The sequence below is a fragment of the Nocardia sp. PLKS1-43 genome, assembly GCF_059510335.1.
The window spans coordinates 25429-46151 of record NZ_JCAJZQ010000001.1 but is presented as its reverse complement, the minus strand read 5'-3'; the positions used below and the strand labels follow the sequence as shown (position 1 = coordinate 46151).

Here is a 20723-nt window from a genome sequence, read left to right as displayed (position 1 = left end):
ACACAACACGCAGCATCAACGTGCATGTTGCCCAGCGCGGACCGGTTTGTCAACGTCAACGTAGATATTGCACGTCAATCAACTTCGACGTTGACAATCTCGCCAGAGCCCTGTCACGATGACGCCACGTCTATCAACACACACGTTGACGGACCGGGTGATTACAGCGCAAAGCGGTTGTCTGCGATCGCGACATCGATGCGAAAGGTGCTCGAATGAAGACAGTGCAGCGTGACTCGACAGCCGTAGCCGGAGCCGAGGTCCCTTCGGACCGGCTGACGGAGGACGAGATCCGAGCTGCGGTCGCCAGAGCGAACGTTCCTACACTTCTGATGGTCGTGTTCCAAACGACGGGGGACGAAAAGTGGCTGCGCGCCCCGTACACGCCCACCAGGGGTAAGGGGCTCGGCGACCACGACTCGGGTGGACTCGATGACGACGTTCAGCAGGAGATTCGCGACGCTGCAGTGCGCGCGATCCTCGATCTGCAGAACGGTACCCGCCCTGCCATCGAGTCCCCCTCACCGGAGCTGACCGTGCGGATGATGAGTGTGTGCATGGGCGAGGAAGTCGGCCCCGAGTACGGTCCGATGCTGTCACTCGAGTTGGCCAGACGCGCCGCGCCACACGCTCCGGCGCTCGCTCTCGAACCGGTCGAGGCGCCCGAAGGTTTCTCGGTCATCGTGATCGGCACCGGGATTGCCGGTATTGCCGCGGCCGAGCAGCTGGAAGATATGGGAGTCGACTACGTCATCTTGGAGAAGCAATCGCAGGCCGGCGGAAACTGGTGGCAGAACACGTACCCGGGCGCGGGCGTCGATACCCCCAGCCACCTGTACTCGTTCTCGTTCGCGAAGAACGACTGGACCACCCACTTCGCGCTGCGCGACGAGCTCCAGCGGTACTTCGCACGGATCATGAAGGATCTCGCCGCCGATCAGCGCATCCGGTACGGAACCGAGGTTCGCTCGGCGACATACGACGAGAAGTCGGCGCGGTGGTCCGTGGAGGTGCACAATCCGGATGGGTCGCCGTCCACGTTGCAGGCTGATGTGGTGATCAGCGCCGTAGGCGTCTTGAACCGGCCCAAGAAGCCCAATGTGCCTGGTATGGAAACGTTTCAGGGCGTGAGCTTCCATTCGGCCGAGTGGCCGGAAGACCTCGAGCTGGATGGTAAGCGAGTGGCGATCGTGGGCACCGGCGCCAGCGCGATGCAAATCGCTCCCGCGATCGCGGACCGGGTTGCGCACCTATCGATCTTTCAACGTTCCCCGCAATGGGTGGCCCCGTTCGAGAAGTTCCGGCTGCAGATCCCGCCGGAGTTGCGGCGGCTGATGCAGGGGTGCCCGATCTACCACAGCTGGTACTGGATCCGCTTGTTCTGGCAGTTCGGGGACAAGGTCATCGAATCGCTGCGCATCGACCCGGAGTGGGCCCACCCGGAGCGCTCGGTGAACGCGCGCAACGATGGGCACCGCGAGTACTTCACCCGCTATATCACCGCGCAGGTCGGCGATCGAACTGATCTGCTGGACAAGGTCATTCCCGACTACCCGCCGTTCGGCAAGCGAATTCTGCTGGACAACGGCTGGTACGCGACACTGCGAAAGGACAACGTCGACCTGATCGACAGGTCCGTCGCATCCATCCGTGCCGACGGCCTCGTCGACGACACAGGGGTCGCGACCGATGCCGAGGTGATCGTCTGGGCCACCGGGTTCGACGCCGCCCGGTTCGTCAGCTCGATGGAGGTGCGGGGCATCGGCGGTCTCACCTTGCGAGAGGCATGGAACGACGACGATCCGAAGGCGTACCTGGGAGTATCCGTACCCGAGTTCCCGAACTTCTTCATGCTCGGCGGACCCAACTCGTTTCCCGGTAGCGGCAGCTTCATGTTCTTCATGGAAGTCCAGATGCGTTACATCCGCGGGCTTCTCACCGAGATGTTCCGCAATGACATCAAGGCCATCGATGCAAAGCCGGAAGCCAATCGCGAATACAACGACCTGGTCGACTCCACCCATGCGCGAACTGTGTGGACCCACCGCGGAATGTCGACGTACTACCGCAACTCACACGGTCGGGTGGTGTTCGTGATGCCCTTCCTCAACGTCGAGTACTGGCAGATGACGCGCCGTCCGGACTTGGAGAACTACACGATGCGGTGAGCCGTGAATACCAGTGCCCCGGAGCCGATTCGGTGCCGGGGCACTGCCCGTCGTGAAGGTGTCGGCGATTACCAAGTATCGATCCGGCGGCGGACGGTGGAGGCGCGTTCGACCCGAGATGCGCTGAAAACACTCGTGATCCATGATCTCGTCGATGCCGGGTCGATGACGTCATCGATCTCGAACACCGACGCGGCATTGACCGCGCTGCCCTGCTTTCGATACTGCTCGAGATGCATTCGGTAGACGCAGTCACGCTCATCGGGATCCTCGATCGCATCCAATTCCCGACGGAAACCGAGCCTGACGGCTCCCTCGGGACCCATCGCACCCAGTTCGCCGGTCGGCCACGCCACGATGGCGTCGGGCACGCGGAAGCTACCCCCGGCCATGGCTTGACCACCGAGCCCGAATGCCTTGCGCACGATGACCGTACAGAACGGCACAGTCAGCGTCGGCGCGATCACGAACAACCGGCTCACATGACGAACGGTGGCGGTGCGCTCGGCATCCGGACCGACCAGAAAGCCCGGGGTGTCACACAGGGACACGACCGGCACCTCGTAGGCATCGCACAGCTGCAGGAAGCGCGCCATCTTGTCGGCCTCGGCGCTGCCGATCGTGCCGCCGAGGTGGCTCCCGTCATTGGCGACGATCGCGACGGACCGGCCCTCGATGCGCACCAGGGCGGTGACCACACCCGGCCCGAAGAGGGGGCGGAGTTCGAGAACCGAATCCTGGTCTGCGAGTGTGGCGATGACTGTTCTGATATCGAACGCCCGATTGCTTCGTTCGGGCACGATGTGGCGCAGCACTCGTTGATCGGATTCGGTCCACATCGGGCTCGGATCGCGGAAAAAGCTCAGGTAGCGGCGTACCACCGCGACGGCCTCGGCCTCGTCCTCGACGAGGATGTCGATCACTCCGTTGGGCCCCTGAACGGACGGTGGGCCGATGTCGTCGGCGGCGAACGAACCGAGTCCGCCGCCTTCGATCATCGCGGGGCCGCCGAGGCCGATCCGGGAGTCACGAGTCGCCACGACGAGATCGCATGCACCCAGCAGCGCGGCGTTGCCGGCGAAGCAGCGCCCCGAGGCGATCCCGATGGTCGGCACCACGCCGTTGAGTCGTCCGAGAGCCACGAACGTTCCGAGATCCATGCGCGTCGCGCGCGACATGTCGTCGGTGTCCCCGGGACGGCCACCACCTCCCTCGGCGAATACGACGACCGGGGATCCTCGTCGGCCGGCGAGTTCGAATATCCGCTCGGCCTTCTTGTGACTCTGCAAACCCTGGGTTCCGGCCAACACCGTGTAGTCGTATGCCAATGCGGCGGTGGTGCGACCGTCGACGGTGCCGAATCCCGCGACGAGACCATCGGCCGGAGTGGTTCGCTCCAGATCGGACAGTGCGCGACGCTGCCGCTGTGCAGCGACGACAAGGGGTCCGTACTCGTGGAAACTGTCCGAGTCGAACAGGTCGCTGAGATTTTCCCGTGCGGTGCGCTTGCCCAGTCGATGCCGGTGTTCCACGGCATCGGTGCGTTCCTCGTCGAGGGTCCGCCGATGTCGAGCCGTGATATCAGCGAGGTCGGATCGTATTGCGGTGCGGTCGATCTCGCCGGAGTCGATGATTCTTCTCGTCTGGTCCGCGCCTGGCTCGACGGTGGCGAGCACAATGTCGGGCTGGACGAGTTGACCGACCTCGACGACGGCCTCGACGACGACACCCGCAACCGGGGAACGGACATCGGTCTCCATCTTCATCGCTTCCAGCGTCACCAGTACATCGCCGTGATGGACAACCGAACCTGGTTTCGCCGAGACCGCGACAACGGTCCCGCCGGCCGGCGCTCGCACGAGTATCAGCTCGGCATCCGAGACCGGTTGGCGGATAGTCGAAGCCGAGGCGAGATGGTCGTCGATTGTCCGGGTTGTCGCCACACCGCGGCGAAATTCGGAGCTGCCGACGAACCATTCGAGTGTCTCGATATCGGTTTCGAGGTTGCCGAGCACGACCTCGCCGAGCGCGCGGTTCAGCGTCGTCGCCGCCGCGTCGAAATCGCCGTCCGGACGGTGCGCGATGAGTTTCGCGAGCAGCGGGTCGTAGCCGGTGCCGACCCGCATCCCGGGCCGCAGATGCGACTCGATCCGAATCGACGAATCGGTGGGAAACCTCACCTCGCCCACCCGGCCGGAGCTCCCCGGACCAGGGCCTCCGGTAATCCTGGCTTCGATCGCGATTCCCTTTGGTACCTCACGGGTTTGCGGTGCGAGCCGCAGATCGGTCAGAGTCCGCTCGCGCGCCAGGTCGAGTTGCAGACCGACCAGATCCAGGCCGGTGATCTGTTCGGTGATGCCGTGTTCGACCTGCAATCGCGGATTGGCCTCGATGAAGTACCACAGCTCCGGATTGTCGGCGTCCACGAGAAATTCGAATGTCGCCAGACCCCGAAGTCGGACCGCGGCAGCGAGCGCCAGCGCGGCGCCGTAGAGGGCCTCGCGGATGTCCTCGCGCAAATTCCGAGCAGGCGCGGTCTCGACCATCTTCTGGTGGCGGCGCTGTCCGGTGCACTCACGATCGAAAAGGTGTACCGCCGATCGACTCCCGTCCCCGGCCACTTGGACTTCGATATGGCGGGCACGGGGCAGATATGCCTCGACGTAGACATCAGGGACACCGAAGCCACGGGCGGCCTCCGAACGGCATCTGTCGATCGCGTGATCGAGATTGCGAAGGTCCTCGACGATGCGGATGCCGCGCCCGCCACCACCGGCCGACGCCTTCACAATCACCGACGAGAGACCCGAAGACAGGGCGAAGTCCCGAGCGGCGGCCTTCGACGTCGGCCCCGTCGTGGCAGGCAGGACCGGGATCGAACAACTCGCGGCCAGCTCCCGGGTGGCGGATTTGTCTCCGAGCAGCCTCAGGGTGGGTCCATCCGGTCCCACGAATATCAGGTCGTGCGCAGCGCACCCTTCGGCCAGTTCAGCGCTTTCGCTCAGGAACCCGTATCCGGGATGAACCATGGTGGCCTGCGCCGAGACTGCGGCAGCGCAGATAGCCGCCGCGTCCAGATACGCCTCCGGGCCACTACCCGGCAGCGCAACCGATCGGTGCGCGTCGGTCACATGCGGTGAGGTGCGGTCGTCTTCGCTGTACACCGCGACCGTGGACATACCGCGCGCGGCCGCCGTGCGCATGATGCGGAGTGCGATCTCGCCACGGTTCGCGACGAGCAGCCCCGTCATACAGCGGCCTCGGTGACGGCGACCACCGGCAACTTCGAGCTTTCGGGGCAGCGGCCTCCGATCATTTGATCGTCAACCCCGCATCGACGGGCAACATGACACCGGTGACATATCTGGATTGATCCGACGCCAGCCATGCCACCGCGTTGCTGATCTCCTCGGGCTCGAGCAGCTCGATCGGCAGCAGGTTGCTGATCGAGTTACCCATATTCGACGGGTCCGCCAGCGCCTGCGCGAGTGCCGTGTTGCCGACCACCATCGGAGTGTTCACGCCGGTGGGGTGAACCGAGTTCACCCGAATATTGTGCTCGGCGAGCAACACCGCGTACTGGCGCATCAACCCCACCACACCGTGTTTGCTCGCGGTATATCCGATTCCGGCGCCCGAGCTCCCGCCGACGGCCTTGATGGCAGCCGTCGAACCGGTCAGGACGATCGATCCGCCTCGGCCCTGGGCGATCATCCGTTCGCGCGCGACTTCGACGGTGTTGAAGACACCGATGAGATTGACCGCGACCACATCCGCGAATACGGCGTCGCGATCGGGCTCGTGTGCCTGTTGTGGAGCGATGCCGGCGTTGGCGACAACGATGTCCACTCCGCCGAGCTCGACGGCCCCCTCTTCGAAGGCCGCCGACAGTGCCTTCTTGTCACGAACGTCGGCCGTCCGGGCGACGATACGACGCCCGAGGTTCCGCACAAGTGCGGCGGTCTCGGCCAGATCGTCCTCGGTTCCCAGCGGGTAGGGCACCGAATCGATCGACCGGCAGATGTCCACGGCGATGATGTCCGCGCCGTCCTCGGCGAGACGTACCGCATGGCTACGGCCCTGTCCTCGAGCTGCCCCGGTGACGAAAGCGATCTTGCCTTCGAGTGCGCCGCCCATAATCGTCTGCCTTTCCGAACTGAAGCCGGTCCGACGCCGGAACGACGTCGCGCCAAGCACGACACGTGTTAGCTCAGCGATCGGCCCGACCGGACGCGCTGCCTCGACCAGCTGCCCGCCGGACATCGCATGGACTTGCGTGTGTGACTCACATCGCGTTTCGCAGCCTGCCCGGCCCGCCGCCTTCTGTCAACTCCGATGTTGACTCCATCCACTTCCACGTGGACGTCGACCCACACAAGGCGGCGCCAGAGGTTGACAAGCAGGACGCAGGGCTCGATGATCGGAGACACAATCTACACCGACGTTGATTGAGGAGCGTATCGCGGCGAGCAGGCGTGCGCACCGAGCCGGGCCCACGAAGGAGTGTGCAGATGTCCGACATAGAAGCCAGAGTGAGACGGCTCGAGGATCGAGCCGAGATCTACGACCTCGCTGTCCGCTACTTCCTCGCGTCCGACTTCGATGATTTCGGCGCCATAGCGGACGCGTTTGCCGCCGATGGCGTCTTCTCCGCCGGCGGATTCCCCGGCGCTACCGGCGGATCCGGGATCGCGGACATGATCCGGCAGGCCCGCACGGCCTTCGGAACCACCATCCACACTCCCCATTACGTGCTGGTCGACTTCATCGACGAGGATCACGCCACAGGGGTGGTGGGAGCTCACCTCGAGATCGCGACCGGGGGTACCACAGTCTTCGGGGCCGTACGTTACGAGGACGAGTACGTCCGACTGGACGGGCGGTGGCGCTTCGCCTCCCGCAATATGCGCACCATCCACGTCGGACCGTGGGAGGAAGTGGCATCCTCGCTGACCTCCCCACTCCCCGTCCGCTGGCCGGGCGCCGATGCCATGGCATCGGATTACGCTGCGAAAGACTGACTTTCGCCGAATCGCCGCTCGGATCACCCGACTGTCGCACCGCATCGGCAGCTTCCCGGGCCGGCGGCGGCAGAGCCGACAAATCTACGTCAACGTTGATGTAGTTGAGTACGAGCAGGTCGGGACGAACCCGCCGACGCACTCTCATCCGTATCCCGAAGGAGATCGAATGACCACCACCTCCGAGGTGTCCACCCGCGAACTCGCCGAACTCGTCGAGCAGCGGAAGATCGAACGCGTTCTCTACGATTACGCGTACTTCCTGGACATGAACCTGCCCGATCAGCTCGTGCGGCTGTTCACCGAGGACTGCTACGTCGCCTACGGGCCGGACTTCGGCGCCACCGGCCGGGACGCGTACCGGGAAACGCTCGACGGAATCGGAACGTTCTTCGCCGCGACCAGCCATCACGTATCCAACGTCGTGGTGACCTTTTCCGACGATATGACTTCGGCATCGGTCCGGTCGGTGCTGTACGCGTGGCATCGCTACACCAAGGAAGGTAAGGCCGACGGGTACTTCTTCGGCCAGTACCACGACGACTTCGTTCGCGATGGCGAGCACGGCTGGCGGTTCGCGCGCCGCGAACTGCGCGCCTCGGGCGTGGTCGACTTCCATGTCAAGAAGCAGATTCCGATCGGGCGAGCGTGACAACGGTGACCGCCACGTCGACCGAAAACCGGTACCAGAATCTGCGAATAGAACACAACGGCCCGATCAGCTGGATCGTGCTCGACCGCCCCGGCAGCGCCAACGCGCTCTCGAATGAATTGCTGGACGAATTCAGCGATGCCCTGGATGCGCTCGCGACCGGCGGAGGCCCGATCGTCGGGATTCGCGGTGCGGGAAAAGGCTTTTCGGCCGGCTACGACATCGGACAGGTAGGCAAGGTCGTCTCCGTTCCCGATCCAGTCGCCGATCGGGAACGGTTGGCGCGCAACGTGAATCGTTACCTCGCCATCTGGGACCACCCGAAGCCGGTGATCGCCGCGGTACACGGTTACTGCATCGCGGGGGCCACCCAGATGTGCGTCTTCGCCGACATCACTCTGGTAGCCGAGGACGCACGGATCGGCGAGCCCGCGATCCCACTCGGTGGCGGATATATCGCTCCGCTCTGGGCGCCTCTGGTCGGCCCCAAACGCGCGAAGGAACTGGCCTTCGTTCCCGGCAACGCGATCGATGGCACGACGGCGGTCGAATGGGGCTGGGCCAATCACGCGGTACCGGAGAAGGATCTGGTCTCCGTCACCGAGGACCTCGCGGCCCGGATGGCGCGCACCCCCTCGGACATCCTCAGAATCAAGAAACTCTCGATCAACAAGTCGATGGAGGCCATGGGCGTCCGAACCGCGGCGCAGGGCGGCGCGGAGATGGACGCACTCCTGCATCTGTCCCCATCCGTGGCCGAGGTCCGCGCATTCGTCGCCGAAGTCGGACTGAAAGCGGCGGTCGCGGCGTATCGCACACCGCTCGCCACCCCTGAACAATCCCGAAAGGATGCACCGTGAGTAGCGGCATACTGTTCGAAACGGACGGACACGTCGCACGTGTGACGCTCGACCGCCCCAAAGCCCTCAACTCGATCGATCCCGAAATGGATCAGGCTCTGTTCGAGAGTTGGACCGAGATCAACACCAACCCGGACATCTGGGTCGCGGTCCTCGGGGCGACCGGCGAGAAAGCGTTCTGCGCGGGAGCCAACGTCAGCGGCGGCGCCGAGGGTGACGGTCGGCGAATGGCGTTGGGCGGCGGGCTGACCGGCGTCGGAGGCCCCATGCTCACACTGCGTAAGCCGCTGGTGGCCGCGGTGCAGGGTTACGCCATCGGTGGCGGATTCGAGCTGGCCATGTGCGCCGACATCATCGTCGCCGCGGACAACGCCCAGTTCGGCATCCCGGAGACGAAGGTGGGCATCATCGGCGAGGCCGGCATCATGCACCGCGCGATCCGGCAGCTTCCGCACCACATCGCCATGGCATTGATCCTCACCGGGGACCGCATCGACGCCGCACAGGCCGAGCGGTACGGGCTGGTCAACGAAGTTGTGCCCTACGAGAAACTGCTCGAGACCGCGACGTCGTGGGCAGACCGGATCGCCTCGGCATCACCACTGGCAGTGCAGGCCGCCAAGGATGCCGTGCTGTCACGCGCCGGATGGCCACTGGAGGTTGCACTGGCAACTCGGTACGAACCCATCGAGGCGTACGCGTCCAGCCAGGACCGTCACGAGGGACGCGCCGCATTCGCCGAGAAGCGGGCCGCACAATGGAGTGGCCGCTGAGCCACAGCGGAGGCTCGATGCTGGTTCGGCATTTCAGGCGCCGAACCCGCATAGCTGCGCTGAGCGGTACGTTCACCGCCGGCGCGAATCAACTTCAACGTTGACAGTGTGATGCGGGTCGCTTAGCGTCGAATCAGTGTTCCCCGCGTGGTGCACCGGTTCTCAGGTATGCCGTCACGGCATTTCGGCGGCTGGATCACTGTCGGCATTCGAGCATTTGAGGACCACATGATCAACGATCACGACTGGTGCGAAGTAGCGCCATTGGGAGATCTGCTCATCCGGGGTGCGCATCGGCACCCCGAGCGTGATGTCCTTGTCTTGCCGCACGCGCGATACACCTACGCCGAACTGCTCGAACGCTCACTCCGGGTGGCGCGCGGATTGATCGCTTGCGGAGTGGAGCCAGGAGACCACGTCGCTCTCCTGGCGCCGAACGGTATCGAATTCGTCGAGGGCTTCTTCGGAGCCGCCCTGATCGGATGCGTTGTCGTGCCGATCAACGCCAGGCACAAAGCAAACGAACTCGGGTACATCATCGAGAATGCCGACTGCGCTGCCCTGCTGACGGTGTCGGGCGCCGATGATTACGTCGACTTCGCCGATGTGCTCTGCCGGGCCCTGCCGACACTTGCCGAGGCAGGCTCGGGCGAGCTCGATCTTGCCGAGGCTCCACGTCTGCGCCGGGCCGTACTCCTGCGTGGCGACGGAAAACCGGGGTTCATCTCTCGCGCACGGTTCGACACCGCAGCGGAATCGATCTCGGACGATGTCGTGCACCGGCTGCGCCGCCGCATCCGGATCCGTGATATCGCCGCGATCATGTACACCTCGGGCACCACAGCCAATCCGCGTGGGTGCATGATGACGCACGAGGCAATGACGCGCGGCCCCGTCGAGCGCGCAGCGAGCCGCCTCGTCGCCGACCGAGGCCACATCAGCTGGGCCGGTGGCCCGCTCTTCCACATCGCCGCCCTCGCTCCCCTGATCGGCGCGATAGGCGCGGGCGGTACGTACCTCACCGATATCTACTTCGATGCGGGGCGCGCGATCGACCTGATGGCGGCCGAGCACGCGACCGTCGGCTGGCCGTGGTTCCCTGCGCCGATGCAGTCCATACTCGCCCATCCCGACTTCGATGCGGGACGACTGGATTCGCTGCGGTATCTGTTCCTGATCGGTCCACGCGTTCTCATCACCGAGGTCCAGGGCCTGTTTCCGGACGCCGAGCTGGTAGCGGCCTGCGGGATGACCGAAACGGCGGGAATCTATGCACTCAGCGAGCCGGACGAAACCTTCGAGGACCGCAGCGGCGCCCAAGGGAAACCGGCGCCGGGCATGCAGATACGCATCGTGGACCCGGAAACCGGCACCGAGCAGCCCGCGGGCGTTCCAGGGGAAATTCTGATCCGCGGTTATTGCGTCACCGACGGGTATTACAAGGATCCGGTCAAAACGGCTGAAGCATTCGACAGCGACGGCTGGCTGCGAACCGGCGACCTGTACAGCCGCACCGATTCCGGCTGCCTGGTTTTCCACGGACGACTCAAGGACATGCTCAAAGTCGGCGGCGAGAACGTGGCGGCAATCGAGGTCGAGTCCTTCCTGTGCGAACATCCGGCGGTGCTGACCGCAGCGATCGTGGGCCGGCCCGACGATCGCCTCGACGAAGTGCCGGTGGCATTCGTCGAGACCCGTGCGGGCGCAACCCTCACCGAGAAGGAGTTGATCGCGTTCTGTGAGGGCAAGATCAGCCGCTACAAGATCCCGCGCGCGGTGTTCTTCGTCGAACCGGGGAACTGGCCGATGTCGGCCACCAAGATCAACAAGCGCGAATTGCGTGCACGACTGACCGCACAACCGCTGAGCACCACGCGATGAGCGCCACCGCTGAATCGCGGGGCATCGACCTGGACGACCTGGGTGACATAGCCGAGAGCATGCTTTCCGATGTGGCCGACGGCCCACCGCTCGATGCCGAGACCAACGTGCTCATTCACATCGCGGTGCGGTCGGCGGTCACGTCGATGGATGTGGACGGCGTCGGCCGGTTCATCGAGACGGCTCTGGATCTGGGCGTCACCGCCGAGCAGATCCAGGAGACGTTGACCGTCGTCTCGGGACTCGGCGTCCACACCCTGTTCGAATCCACGAGGCAACTGTCGGACACGGTCCGACGGCGACTGGACGGGCATATCGAACCACTGGACGAGCACCGCCAGCGGCTCTGGGATCACTATGTGGGGAACGATCCGTACTGGCAGCGGATGGAACAGGTACTCCCGGGCTTTCTCGACGCACTGGTCAGAATGTCTCCGGCGACGTTCTCGGCGTTTTTCGACTATTGCGCGGTGCCCTGGAAGACACGAGTGCTGCGCGCGGTGACCAAGGAGCTCGTCTCGCTCGCGGTCGACTCCACCCCTACCCATCGGTACCTGCCCGGTTTCGCGCTGCATTTGAAGAATGCGATAGATCTGGGCGCCGGTGCCACTGCCATCCGCGAGACTCTGAGCATCTCGTCCGCTGCGCCGACACACCGCGGAGTCCGCTGAGTACTCCTGCTCCCGAACCGATTGCCTGCGCGGCGAGCGCGGAACGGTGAGGCAGCAGACATAAAAGAACTCGGGAAATCGATGCACCTGATTTCCCGAGTTCTTACATTTTATCCATCGCCCTTGTGCCCGGCTTCCGGTTGGGTCACACGGTAGAACTTTCCGTGCAACCCGGTCGGCTGCCGGGCACAGTCTCGTCAGCTGACGGGCACCGTCTCGTGCGTGCCCGCGACCTCGACATGCGGCACGACTTCAGCGGCGAACAAGCGCAGCGACTCGATCCACGGCTCGGGATCGTCCATGGCGTCGTGAGTGTTGACCGCCAGCTGGCCGTACCGGAACCCGGCGAGTTCGAACGTCTTCTCGATCTTCGCGATGACCGTTTCCGGGCTACCGCACAGCCAGACGTGGTCCGCCAAGTAATCCAGATCGACATCGGCGATGTCGACCTTGCGGTCGGCATCGTCGATGAAACCCTGCAGGATTCGGTACTTCTGGTAAACCGGCATCAGATACTTCTGCCACGCATGGCCGAGCGCGCCGTTCTTGGCCTTTTCCTTCGCCTCTTCGTCGGTCCTGGCGACGAATACGTCCCGCGCGATCTTGAATTGCCCCCCTTGCGGGGTGGCACCGACCGACCTGCACGCTTGCGAGTAGGTATCCCACTGGGACTTCAGCAATTCCGATCCTCCGTAGAAAGAGATCGGTGTCCATCCACGCTCACCGGCCAGCCGGTGCGACGGGGAGTTCTTGCTGAGGCCGGTGACGGCGATCTCGAGACCGTCGGCGCCACCGTAGGGCGAATGATCGGCGGTCAGGTGGTACTCCTCCCCTTCCTTCACCTCGAACTCTCCATGGGAGGCGACGCTGCCGGGGTCGATCTGGCCGTCGAGACGTGCCGCCTTGTAGTACTTGCCGTCGAAGTCGAACGGCTCCTGACGCCACACCTTGTCCATCACCTCCAAACCCTCCATGAGCCGCGGGTGAGCTTCCGACAGATCGCCCGGCTGTCCTCGCAGAACCGCTTCGTTCTCCCACGATCCTGCGCCGACTCCGAGGAAGTAGCGGTCTTCGAGCAACTGCGAGGTGTAGCCGACCTGAATCGCCAGCGTGGACGGGTTGTGCAGCGGCACGATATGCGCCATCGGCGCGAACCGCATGCGTTCGGTGATCTGTGCGGCAGCAACGATCAGCAGCTCCGGGTTGGGAATGTTCTCCCACGCCTGCATTCCGTGCTCACCGACCATGAAATCGCGGTAACCGAACTTGTCGGCGGCGGCAGCCAGCATCAGCGAGTACTCGAACGTGTCCTTATCCCTGCGTCCGGGACGCATGTAAGGGGTGTGAAAAATACCGCATTCCATCTTTTGATCTCTCCCATGATTCGACAACTTTGTCACGAACGTTCAGCGCGTCCGCTGAACCTCAGAGCCAGCCGGACGATGCGCCCCGGACGCCGCCCACTACCACGTTGACGTTGATCACGTCACGGTATCGCACGACGACCACGACATCGTTCCCTGCCGAGCCTCGACCGGGCGGCGGCCATCCTTTGCGAGGACATGCCGGTTGAGACAACCGGCCACCCGCACCGATGTCGAACGAGCTCGCCGAACGAACGGCGTCCGATGATCCATCGCTGACCTCGATTCCTGCGGTGACTGCATCTGCAGTGTGACGAGCGTCGCAAACATCGACCGGGTTGTCAACATCAACGTAGACATAGATCATGCGCGGCGGAGGCGAGCGTGCGCCTCGACGCCGGACAACAGCTTCCGGCCCTGCCACAGCGATCCCCGGGGCCGAAAATCAACTCTTGCGTTGACATTCGTCCACGTATACGTTGACACAGCAGCCTGGCGTCTGGTTGGCGAACAAGCTGTCCATCTCGAGAAAGTAGGCCACCTCATGCCTCTCGCCCGCGCCGTCGTACTCGCCGCTCCCAATAGTGTCGAGACGTGGGATGTCGATATTTACGATCCGGCGCCGACGGGAGCGCTCATCCGAATCGTCGTCGGCGGGGTGTGCGGAAGCGATTCCCATATTGTCAGTGGAGATGCCGGCGATATGCCGTTCCCGATCATCCTCGGACACGAAGGCGTCGGCAGGATCGAGAAACTGGGCGCAGATATAACAACCGACTACGCAGGCGCACCGGTGGAAGTAGGAGACCTGGTCTACTGGGCGCCTATTGCCCTGTGCCACAGATGCTATTCCTGCACCATCCTCGACAATACGCCCTGCGAGAATTCTCAATTCTTCGAGCGGGCCGACAAACCCAACTGGGGCAGCTACGCGGACTACGCGTGGTTACCCCCGGGTATGGCGTTTTATCGGGTACCGGACCATGTGGAACCGGAGGCCCTCGCCGCACTCGGATGCGCATTGCCGACGGCATTGCGCGGATTCGAACAGGCCGGCGGGATCCAGTGCAATCAAACCGTGGTGGTCCAAGGCGCGGGCCCAGTGGGTTTGTCGGCGGTGCTGGTCGCATCGCTGTGCGGTGCGGCAGAGATCATCGTGATCGATGCGAGCGATACACGACTGGCGATCGCGAGAAGCCTGGGTGCCACAGCCACGATTTCGCTGACCGGGTCCTCTTCGGAGCAACGTTTCAACGATATCTACGGTCTCACCGGTCCCAGCGGCCCCGACCTCGTCGTCGAGGCGGCCGGCGTGCTGGACGCTTTTCCGGAGGGCGTGAATCTGATCGGTCAGCACGGCCGCTACATCGTCCTCGGTTTGTGGGGCGCCATGGGCGAGAGCGCCATTCAGCCGCGACTACTCACCACCAAGAACGCCCAGATCGTCGGAGCCACATTTCCCAAGCCCAAACATTATTACGGCACTGTGCAACTGGTGGCACGCTGCCAGGACACCGTGCCCTTGTCAGCCCTCGTCACCCACCGCTTCGCCCTGGAAGACGCGAGCGCCGCCCTGGACGCCATACGTTTGGGAACGGTCGTCAAAGCAGTGATCGACCCAGCCCTGTGACCTGACCGGATCTGCTGTCCGGCACGTCATGCCGTGTCGATGTCATCGTTGATTAACATCAACGTTGATGGAGATCTCGCCCGGGTACGCGTAGCATCCCATAGATGCCCAGAACTCGACCGACCACCAACAGTGGCATGAATCAGCGCCGGCGAACCGCGCGCAATGAGAGCAGCCCCGGCTATCAGGCGAAGCGCCGCGAGTTGCTGCAAGCGGCGGCCGATGTCTTTCAGGAGAAGGGCTACGACGCCGCCACACTGAACGACATCGCGGAACGATTCGGTACCGACCGAGCGACGATCTACTACTACTTCGCAAGTAAGAAGGAAGTCTTCCAAGCGCTGTTTCACGAGGTGGTCAGCGGCGTTCTCGATGAGAATCTCGAAGCAGCCGATCAGGTACTGGCACTCGACGTCGACGCCGCGGAAAAGTTGCGTCGTCTGATCGAACTCCAATTGCTCTCCTACGAAAACAATTACCCATATGTCTACCTCTACATCCAGGAAGACATGGCGAAGCTGGAGTTCCAGTCCACACCATGGGCCAAGGATATGCTGCGCAAGACCAAACGGTTCGAGAAGGCCGTCTCCGACATACTGGACCAAGGCGTCGCTGACGGCTTGTTCCGCGACGACGTGCCGACAGCACTCATGGCCAAAGGCCTGTTCGGCATGATCAACTGGACACACCGGTGGCTGAAGCCAGGACCGCGACGAGTGGATGCCAAACAGACCGCTGACGCCTTCAGTGCACTGTTCTTCACCGGTGCAATGAATCATCAGCCCTGGAGCTCCTAACGGGTTCGATTGCTGAGTCGTCGCCAGCAGATCAGGGCGGCAGCGAGGTCGAGGAATCCATGGTGGATGTCGGTGCGTCGTTCCCATCGGATGGCCAGCCGACGGTACTGGTGTAGCAGGGCGAAGGATTGTTCGACGATCCAGCGGCCGGCGGTGACCTTGGCGCGGGTGCCGCGGCGCGCGATGTAGCCGGTAATACGTCGTTGCCGCAGTTCGGAATACACACTGGGATAGTCGTATCCCTTGTCCGCGATCAGGGCCGTGATCCGGTGCCGGGCTCGGCCCGCGCGCCCGCGCAGGGGTCGGACCCGGTCGAGCAGGGTGGGCAGCAGCAGATGGTCGTTGACATTGGCCGCCGACAGCGCCACCGCGAGTGGGAATCCGTTCGCGCAGGTCAGTATGTGGTGCTTGGAACCGGTCTTGGCGCGGTCGACCGGGCTCGGACCTGTTGCGGCGCCCCTTTTTTCGCCCGCACATGCGAGCCGTCGACCATGACCCGGTCGAAGTCGATCAGTCTGGCGGCATGGGCGCGGGTGAGCACGGCCTGGTGGATCTTCTCGAATGCCCCGGCGGCCTGCCAATCCCGTAACCTGCGCCAACAGGTCATTCCGGACCCGAATCCCAATTCCTGAGGCAGGTCTTCCCATCCGATACCGGTGATCAGCACGAACAAGATCCCTTGCAGCACCAGGCGGGAGTCCATCTGCGCCGGTCCCGGTGTTCCGGCCGGTTTCACCGGTAGTAGCGGTTCGATTACCGCCCACAACTCGTCATCCACGATCCAAGGCGCTGCCACGACGAAACATACCGCCCTGCGCCCGAAGCATATTCGAGCACGGGGCGTCGCTGTCGCCTTCTTCCCGGCTGATCCCGAGACCGGGTTCGAGATCGACCATGGACGCCTCTTCTCCGAGTTCAGAGCGGGTTCGTAGGGACGCTGCCGGTAACTTCCGACACCGCGCGCCCACTCCAAGCCATCTACACTAGCGTTGATCATCAACATAAACGTAGACACTGAACCAATTCCGCCGATGGGCTCCGCCGACACCCTGGCCACAACTCCTGGCGTCGGCGCGCCGGGCCTCGCGCCAGGGTTGCGTCAACAGTGACGTTGCGGTTGCCCGAAGGAAGAACCGCCGATACCTCGAAGCATACATCCTGCCCATGGCTACTGACCCGGTCAGTCATCTACATCAGTGTTGACTATCAACATTAGTGTAGATAGCTTGTAGGGACGTCGCGGACATCGGAGGGCCCCTACCTCCGCCCCGGACCGGACCTGCTCCAACTCAGAGAAGAGACGTCCATGGTCGATCTCGAACCCAACGTCGGGGATCAGAAACGGCTGCGCCAGGCGTACGGCTGTTTTCCCAGCGGCGTCACCGCAGTCTGCGCCCTCGATGGCGCCGAACCCGTCGGCATGGCCGCGAGTTCATTCACCTCGGTGTCGATCCATCCGGGCCTGGTGTCGGTGTGCATCCAGAACAGCTCGACCACCTGGCCCCTGCTTCGCGGGCTGAGCAGGCTCGGAGTCAGCGTCCTGGCAGAGCATCACAACGAAGCCTGCCGAGCGCTCTCGCAAAAAACAGGCGACCGATTCGCCGCTGTTGAATGGAGCGCCACCGCGAGTGGCGCAGTTTTCGTCAACGAAGCAGCGGCAGCGTTGGAATGCGCTGTGCATCGAGAGGTGGAGGCGGGCGACCACACGATTGTGCTACTGGCCGTTCATGCCCTACATGTCGCTGACGACCGAGAGCCCCTCATATTCCACGGAAGCCGTTTCCGTCAACTGGCAAAAGCTTGATTCGAGCATCCGCCGCAATCCTTGACGGTCATCTGTATGTCTGTTGGCCAGCCTATAGAAAAGGAGTGTCCATACGTGAAGTTCCATTTGATGCAGACGGGCGTCATCGGTCGGCGTCGAGAACTCGAAGCAGGCATGGCGGGCCAACGAGCAGACCTCTATCAACGATACCTGGAGGAGGTGAAGGGGTACGTTCAGCTTGCCGACGAGCTCGGCTACGCCAGTTATTGCTCGCCTGAGCACCACCTCCAGATCGAAGGTTTCGAGATCACCAACCACCCGGGGATGTGGGGGTTGTTCGTCGGTGCGCATGCCAAACGCATGAGCGCGGGGATCCTCGGCTATGTTCTGCCGACTCATAATCCGGTCCGGGTCGCCGAAGAAATCGCAACCCTCGATCACATGCTGGGCGGCCGACTGATAGTCGGTTTCACCCGGGGGTACCACGCTCGCTGGGTGGACTCATACGCCGCCGTACGAGGGGTCGGCGCTACCAACGTCCTGCATGCAAAAGCCAAGAATGAGCAAGACGCGATCAACCGTGAGATTTTCGAAGAATCCGTTCAGATCGTAAAAAAGGCATGGAACAACGAAATATTCAGCCACAAGGGTAAGCATTGGGAGTTCCCACCCAACGGCGGTTCCGCTGGACATCCAGGGTATGCCGAGTTCGGCAAAGGAATGGATGAGGACGGAATAGTGCGAGAGATCGGAATCGCACCCCGGCCTTTCCAGAGTCCGCATCCGAAGCTCTATGGCGCTTTCGCATACAGCATGCGGACCGTGGATATGTGGGCGCGAGAGGGCGGCAAGCAGGTCGTATTCGCTACCGACCTCGATTTCTGCGAGGCCTTGTGGAACCGGTATGCGCGCACCGCCGCCGAAGCCGGTCGCGACGTGCCACGCGAGGAGATCGGCGCGTGGGGCGGGTTCCTGATCCTGACCGACGACAAGGAACAGGCTGCCGCCTTGGAAGCCGAACACCGCTGGTTCTGGGACAAATGGTTCATCCCCCATGGCCAGCAATTCCCGAACGTACTCATCGGCACTGCGGACGATATTTCACGCCAGATCGAGCAGGCACACGACCGCCTCGGTTTCAATGAGTGCTTCCTCATGTTCGGCCAAGGACATCTGGACCCCGAGCGAAACAACGACGAGCTCGCCCGTTTCGCCGAAGAGGTCGCCCCACGATTCAGCACCACAGCACCGGACGGAACCCTGGTCTGATCCCGGTCGCAGGCACGACCCGGCGACACCTGGTTCGAACGGACTCCTTGAAAATTGAAATCAGGAAGGAACCCGAAATGGGACGATTGAATGGCAAAGTTGCCATCGTATCGGGCGCAGCGAGGGGAATGGGGGCTTCGCATGCCCGGCGATTCGCCGAGGAAGGTGCGCAGGTAGCACTGACCGACCTCAACCAGGAGTCGGGCGCAGCCCTGGCGAAGGATATCGGCAAGAATGCTGTGTTCATTCGGCATGACGTCACCAAATTCCCCGAATGGACCTCGGTCGTAGACGAAGTAGAGAAGACGTTCGGGCCCGTCAACATTCTGGTGAACAATGCGGGCGTGCTGGGCCCCATCAACACCACCGCAGATCTGAGCGAAGAAGACTACCTGTCGGTTTGCGCGATCAACCAACATGCTCAGTTCTTCGGAATGAAGGCCGTCCTTCCCTCGATGCTCCGTGCGGGGCAGGGGTCCATCGTCAATATTTCGTCCATCGCTGGAATTGTCGCAAACTACGGCTTCCCCAGCTTGGCTTATGTCGCAAGTAAATTCGCAGTTCGTGGTATGACCAAAGCGACGGCCGTCGAATACGGCAAACATAATATTCGGGTCAATTCCATCCATCCGGGTTTGGGACTGCCGCACGGGTAGGTGACACCTGATTTGGCTTGCCGGAGGGTGAGCCGGAAGGATGCCATCGTGCCCAAGCCCTATCCCCGTGAGTTCCGTGACGATGTCGTGCGGGTCGCCCGCAATCGTGACGCTGGGGTGACGATCGAGGAGATCGCGGCCGATTTCGGGGTGCACCCGATGACGGTGTCGAAGTGGATGCGCAACGCCGACGTCGACGACGGGGTGAAACCCGGGATGACTACGAATGAGTCGGCCGAGGTGCGGGCGTTGCGGCGCCGGGTCAAGTTGCTCGAGCAGGAGAACGAGGTCCTCAAACGGGCCGCGGCGTATCTGTCGCAGGCCAACCTGCCGGGAAAATGATCTACCCGCTCGTCCGCGAGCTGGCCGCTGACGGAATCCCCGTCGCGGTGACGTGCCGGGTGCTGGGGCTGGCACGCCAACCCTATTACCGGTGGCTCGCCACCCCGGTCACCGATACCGAACTCGCACAGGCGTATCGGGCCAACGCGTTGTTCAACGCGCACCGCGACGACCCCGAATTCGGCTACCGGTTCCTGGTCGACGAGGCCCGCGCCGCCGGAGAGCCGATGGCCGAGCGTACCGCGTGGCGAATCTGTTCACAGGCCGGCTGGTGGAGCGTATTCGGCAAGCAACGCGGCCGGACGAAGAAACCCGGCCCGCCGGTCCACGACGACCTGGTCCGTCGCGTGTTCTCCGCTGATGCTCCAAATGTCTTGTGGCTCACCGACATTACCGAACATCACACAGCCGAAGGCAAACTCTACCTCTGTGCGATCAAGGACGTGTACTCGAATCGGATCGTCGGGTATTCCATCGACTCGCGGATGAAATCACGCCTCGCCGTTCGCGCCATCAACAACGCCGTGGCCCGGCGCGGAAGCGTGGCCGGATGCATTCTGCACAGCGACCGCGGATCGCAATTTCGTAGCCGAAAGTTCGTGCACGCCTTGGCAAGACACGCCATGGTCGGCTCAATGGGCCGCGTCGCCTCGGCCGGTGACAACGCCGCTATGGAGAGTTTCTTCGCGCTCCTGCAGAAGAATGTTCTGGACCGCCGCTCCTGGCCTACCCGGGAAGAATTGCGGATCGCGATCGTCACCTGGATCGAGCGGACCTACCACCGGCGCCGCAGACAGATCGGCCTCGGCCGCTTGACCCCGATCGAATACGAGACAATCATGACCCCACCGGCCAGTCAGGCCGCGTGACCGAA

Annotated in this window: 19 protein-coding genes; 13 read left to right on the top strand and 6 right to left on the bottom strand. The window is 63.1% G+C overall.

The window, feature by feature from the left end; genetic code table 11:
- The first annotated feature begins 332 nt into the window (after positions 1 to 332).
- On the top strand, positions 333 to 2168 hold the full coding sequence (locus AC5WS7_RS00205) for a flavin-containing monooxygenase (RefSeq protein ID WP_495952261.1): 1836 nt from the start codon (positions 333 to 335) through the stop codon (positions 2166 to 2168).
- A 68-nt stretch (positions 2169 to 2236) separates the two neighbouring features.
- Here the strand turns inward: AC5WS7_RS00205 and AC5WS7_RS00200 are convergent, their stop codons facing one another.
- A complete protein-coding gene (locus AC5WS7_RS00200) occupies positions 2237 to 5419 on the bottom strand; it encodes a carboxyl transferase domain-containing protein (RefSeq protein WP_495952260.1) in 3183 nt (1060 codons plus the stop codon).
- Positions 5420 to 5480: 61 nt separating this feature from the next.
- The gene (locus AC5WS7_RS00195; RefSeq protein WP_495952259.1) at positions 5481 to 6305 is read right to left on the bottom strand and encodes a mycofactocin-coupled SDR family oxidoreductase; all 825 of its coding nucleotides are present in this window, start codon (positions 6303 to 6305) and stop codon (positions 5481 to 5483) included.
- 374 nt (positions 6306 to 6679) lie between these two features.
- Between AC5WS7_RS00195 and AC5WS7_RS00190 the strand changes: the two genes are divergently transcribed.
- The 4 genes from AC5WS7_RS00190 (at position 6680) to AC5WS7_RS00175 (ending at position 9474) form a co-directional block, all read left to right on the top strand.
- Positions 6680 to 7189: a nuclear transport factor 2 family protein gene (locus AC5WS7_RS00190; RefSeq protein WP_495952258.1), complete on the top strand. Its 510-nt coding sequence runs from the start codon at positions 6680 to 6682 to the stop codon at positions 7187 to 7189.
- 169 nt (positions 7190 to 7358) lie between these two features.
- Positions 7359 to 7841 carry a nuclear transport factor 2 family protein gene (locus tag AC5WS7_RS00185; protein WP_495952257.1) on the top strand — a complete coding sequence of 161 codons (483 nt, stop codon included), beginning with the start codon at positions 7359 to 7361 and terminating at the stop codon, positions 7839 to 7841.
- Positions 7842 to 7846: 5 nt separating this feature from the next.
- A complete protein-coding gene (locus AC5WS7_RS00180; RefSeq protein ID WP_495952256.1) occupies positions 7847 to 8701 on the top strand; it encodes an enoyl-CoA hydratase-related protein in 855 nt (284 codons plus the stop codon).
- Complete coding sequence (locus AC5WS7_RS00175) at positions 8698 to 9474, top strand: enoyl-CoA hydratase-related protein (RefSeq protein ID WP_495952255.1); 777 nt, start codon at positions 8698 to 8700, stop codon at positions 9472 to 9474. The genes AC5WS7_RS00180 and AC5WS7_RS00175 overlap by 4 nt, the downstream gene beginning before the upstream one ends.
- Before the next feature lie 174 nt (positions 9475 to 9648).
- Here the strand turns inward: AC5WS7_RS00175 and AC5WS7_RS00170 are convergent, their stop codons facing one another.
- A complete protein-coding gene (locus AC5WS7_RS00170) occupies positions 9649 to 9804 on the bottom strand; it encodes a hypothetical protein (protein WP_495952254.1) in 156 nt (51 codons plus the stop codon).
- Here AC5WS7_RS00170 and AC5WS7_RS00165 point away from each other — a divergent pair.
- Positions 9796 to 11355 carry a class I adenylate-forming enzyme family protein gene (locus AC5WS7_RS00165; protein ID WP_495952253.1) on the top strand — a complete coding sequence of 520 codons (1560 nt, stop codon included), beginning with the start codon at positions 9796 to 9798 and terminating at the stop codon, positions 11353 to 11355. The two genes, AC5WS7_RS00170 and AC5WS7_RS00165, sit on opposite strands and share 9 nt — an antisense overlap.
- A complete protein-coding gene (locus AC5WS7_RS00160) occupies positions 11352 to 12026 on the top strand; it encodes a carboxymuconolactone decarboxylase family protein (RefSeq protein ID WP_495952252.1) in 675 nt (224 codons plus the stop codon). The genes AC5WS7_RS00165 and AC5WS7_RS00160 overlap by 4 nt, the downstream gene beginning before the upstream one ends.
- A gap of 197 nt (positions 12027 to 12223) precedes the next feature.
- On the opposite strand, the gene AC5WS7_RS00155 is transcribed toward AC5WS7_RS00160, so the two are convergent.
- Complete coding sequence (locus AC5WS7_RS00155) at positions 12224 to 13390, bottom strand: LLM class flavin-dependent oxidoreductase (RefSeq protein WP_495952251.1); 1167 nt, start codon at positions 13388 to 13390, stop codon at positions 12224 to 12226.
- A gap of 61 nt (positions 13391 to 13451) precedes the next feature.
- On the bottom strand, positions 13452 to 13757 hold the full coding sequence (locus tag AC5WS7_RS00150) for a hypothetical protein (protein WP_495952250.1): 306 nt from the start codon (positions 13755 to 13757) through the stop codon (positions 13452 to 13454).
- 177 nt (positions 13758 to 13934) lie between these two features.
- On the opposite strand from AC5WS7_RS00150, the gene AC5WS7_RS00145 reads away from it, so the two are divergent.
- Together AC5WS7_RS00145 and AC5WS7_RS00140 are read left to right on the top strand one after the other, a co-directional pair.
- Entirely contained in the window at positions 13935 to 15020 is a 1086-nt protein-coding gene (locus AC5WS7_RS00145; RefSeq protein ID WP_495952249.1) for a zinc-binding dehydrogenase, read from the top strand.
- Positions 15021 to 15124: 104 nt separating this feature from the next.
- Positions 15125 to 15817, top strand: coding sequence for a TetR/AcrR family transcriptional regulator (locus tag AC5WS7_RS00140; RefSeq protein ID WP_495952248.1), 693 nt, complete (start codon positions 15125 to 15127; stop codon positions 15815 to 15817).
- Here the strand turns inward: AC5WS7_RS00140 and AC5WS7_RS00135 are convergent.
- Positions 15814 to 16613 (bottom strand): IS5 family transposase gene (locus AC5WS7_RS00135; RefSeq protein WP_495952247.1). Its coding sequence is split into 2 segments (ribosomal slippage): positions 15814 to 16283 and positions 16283 to 16613, totalling 801 coding nucleotides; the frame shifts between segments, so codons are not numbered across the junction. The two genes, AC5WS7_RS00140 and AC5WS7_RS00135, sit on opposite strands and share 4 nt — an antisense overlap.
- A gap of 510 nt (positions 16614 to 17123) precedes the next feature.
- Between AC5WS7_RS00135 and AC5WS7_RS00130 the strand changes: the two genes are divergently transcribed.
- From AC5WS7_RS00130 to AC5WS7_RS00115, 4 genes are all read left to right on the top strand, one after another.
- Positions 17124 to 17621 (top strand): flavin reductase family protein, encoded by a 498-nt coding sequence (locus tag AC5WS7_RS00130; RefSeq protein ID WP_495952246.1) that lies wholly within the window; start codon positions 17124 to 17126, stop codon positions 17619 to 17621.
- Positions 17622 to 17696: 75 nt separating this feature from the next.
- Positions 17697 to 18851: an LLM class flavin-dependent oxidoreductase gene (locus AC5WS7_RS00125; RefSeq protein WP_495952245.1), complete on the top strand. Its 1155-nt coding sequence runs from the start codon at positions 17697 to 17699 to the stop codon at positions 18849 to 18851.
- 77 nt (positions 18852 to 18928) lie between these two features.
- A complete protein-coding gene (locus AC5WS7_RS00120) occupies positions 18929 to 19507 on the top strand; it encodes an SDR family NAD(P)-dependent oxidoreductase (protein ID WP_495952244.1) in 579 nt (192 codons plus the stop codon).
- A gap of 48 nt (positions 19508 to 19555) precedes the next feature.
- A protein-coding gene (locus AC5WS7_RS00115) for an IS3 family transposase (protein ID WP_495952243.1) occupies positions 19556 to 20718 on the top strand; the annotation gives its coding sequence in 2 pieces (ribosomal slippage) (positions 19556 to 19840 and positions 19843 to 20718; 1161 coding nt in all).
- Positions 20719 to 20723: the final 5 nt, after the last annotated feature.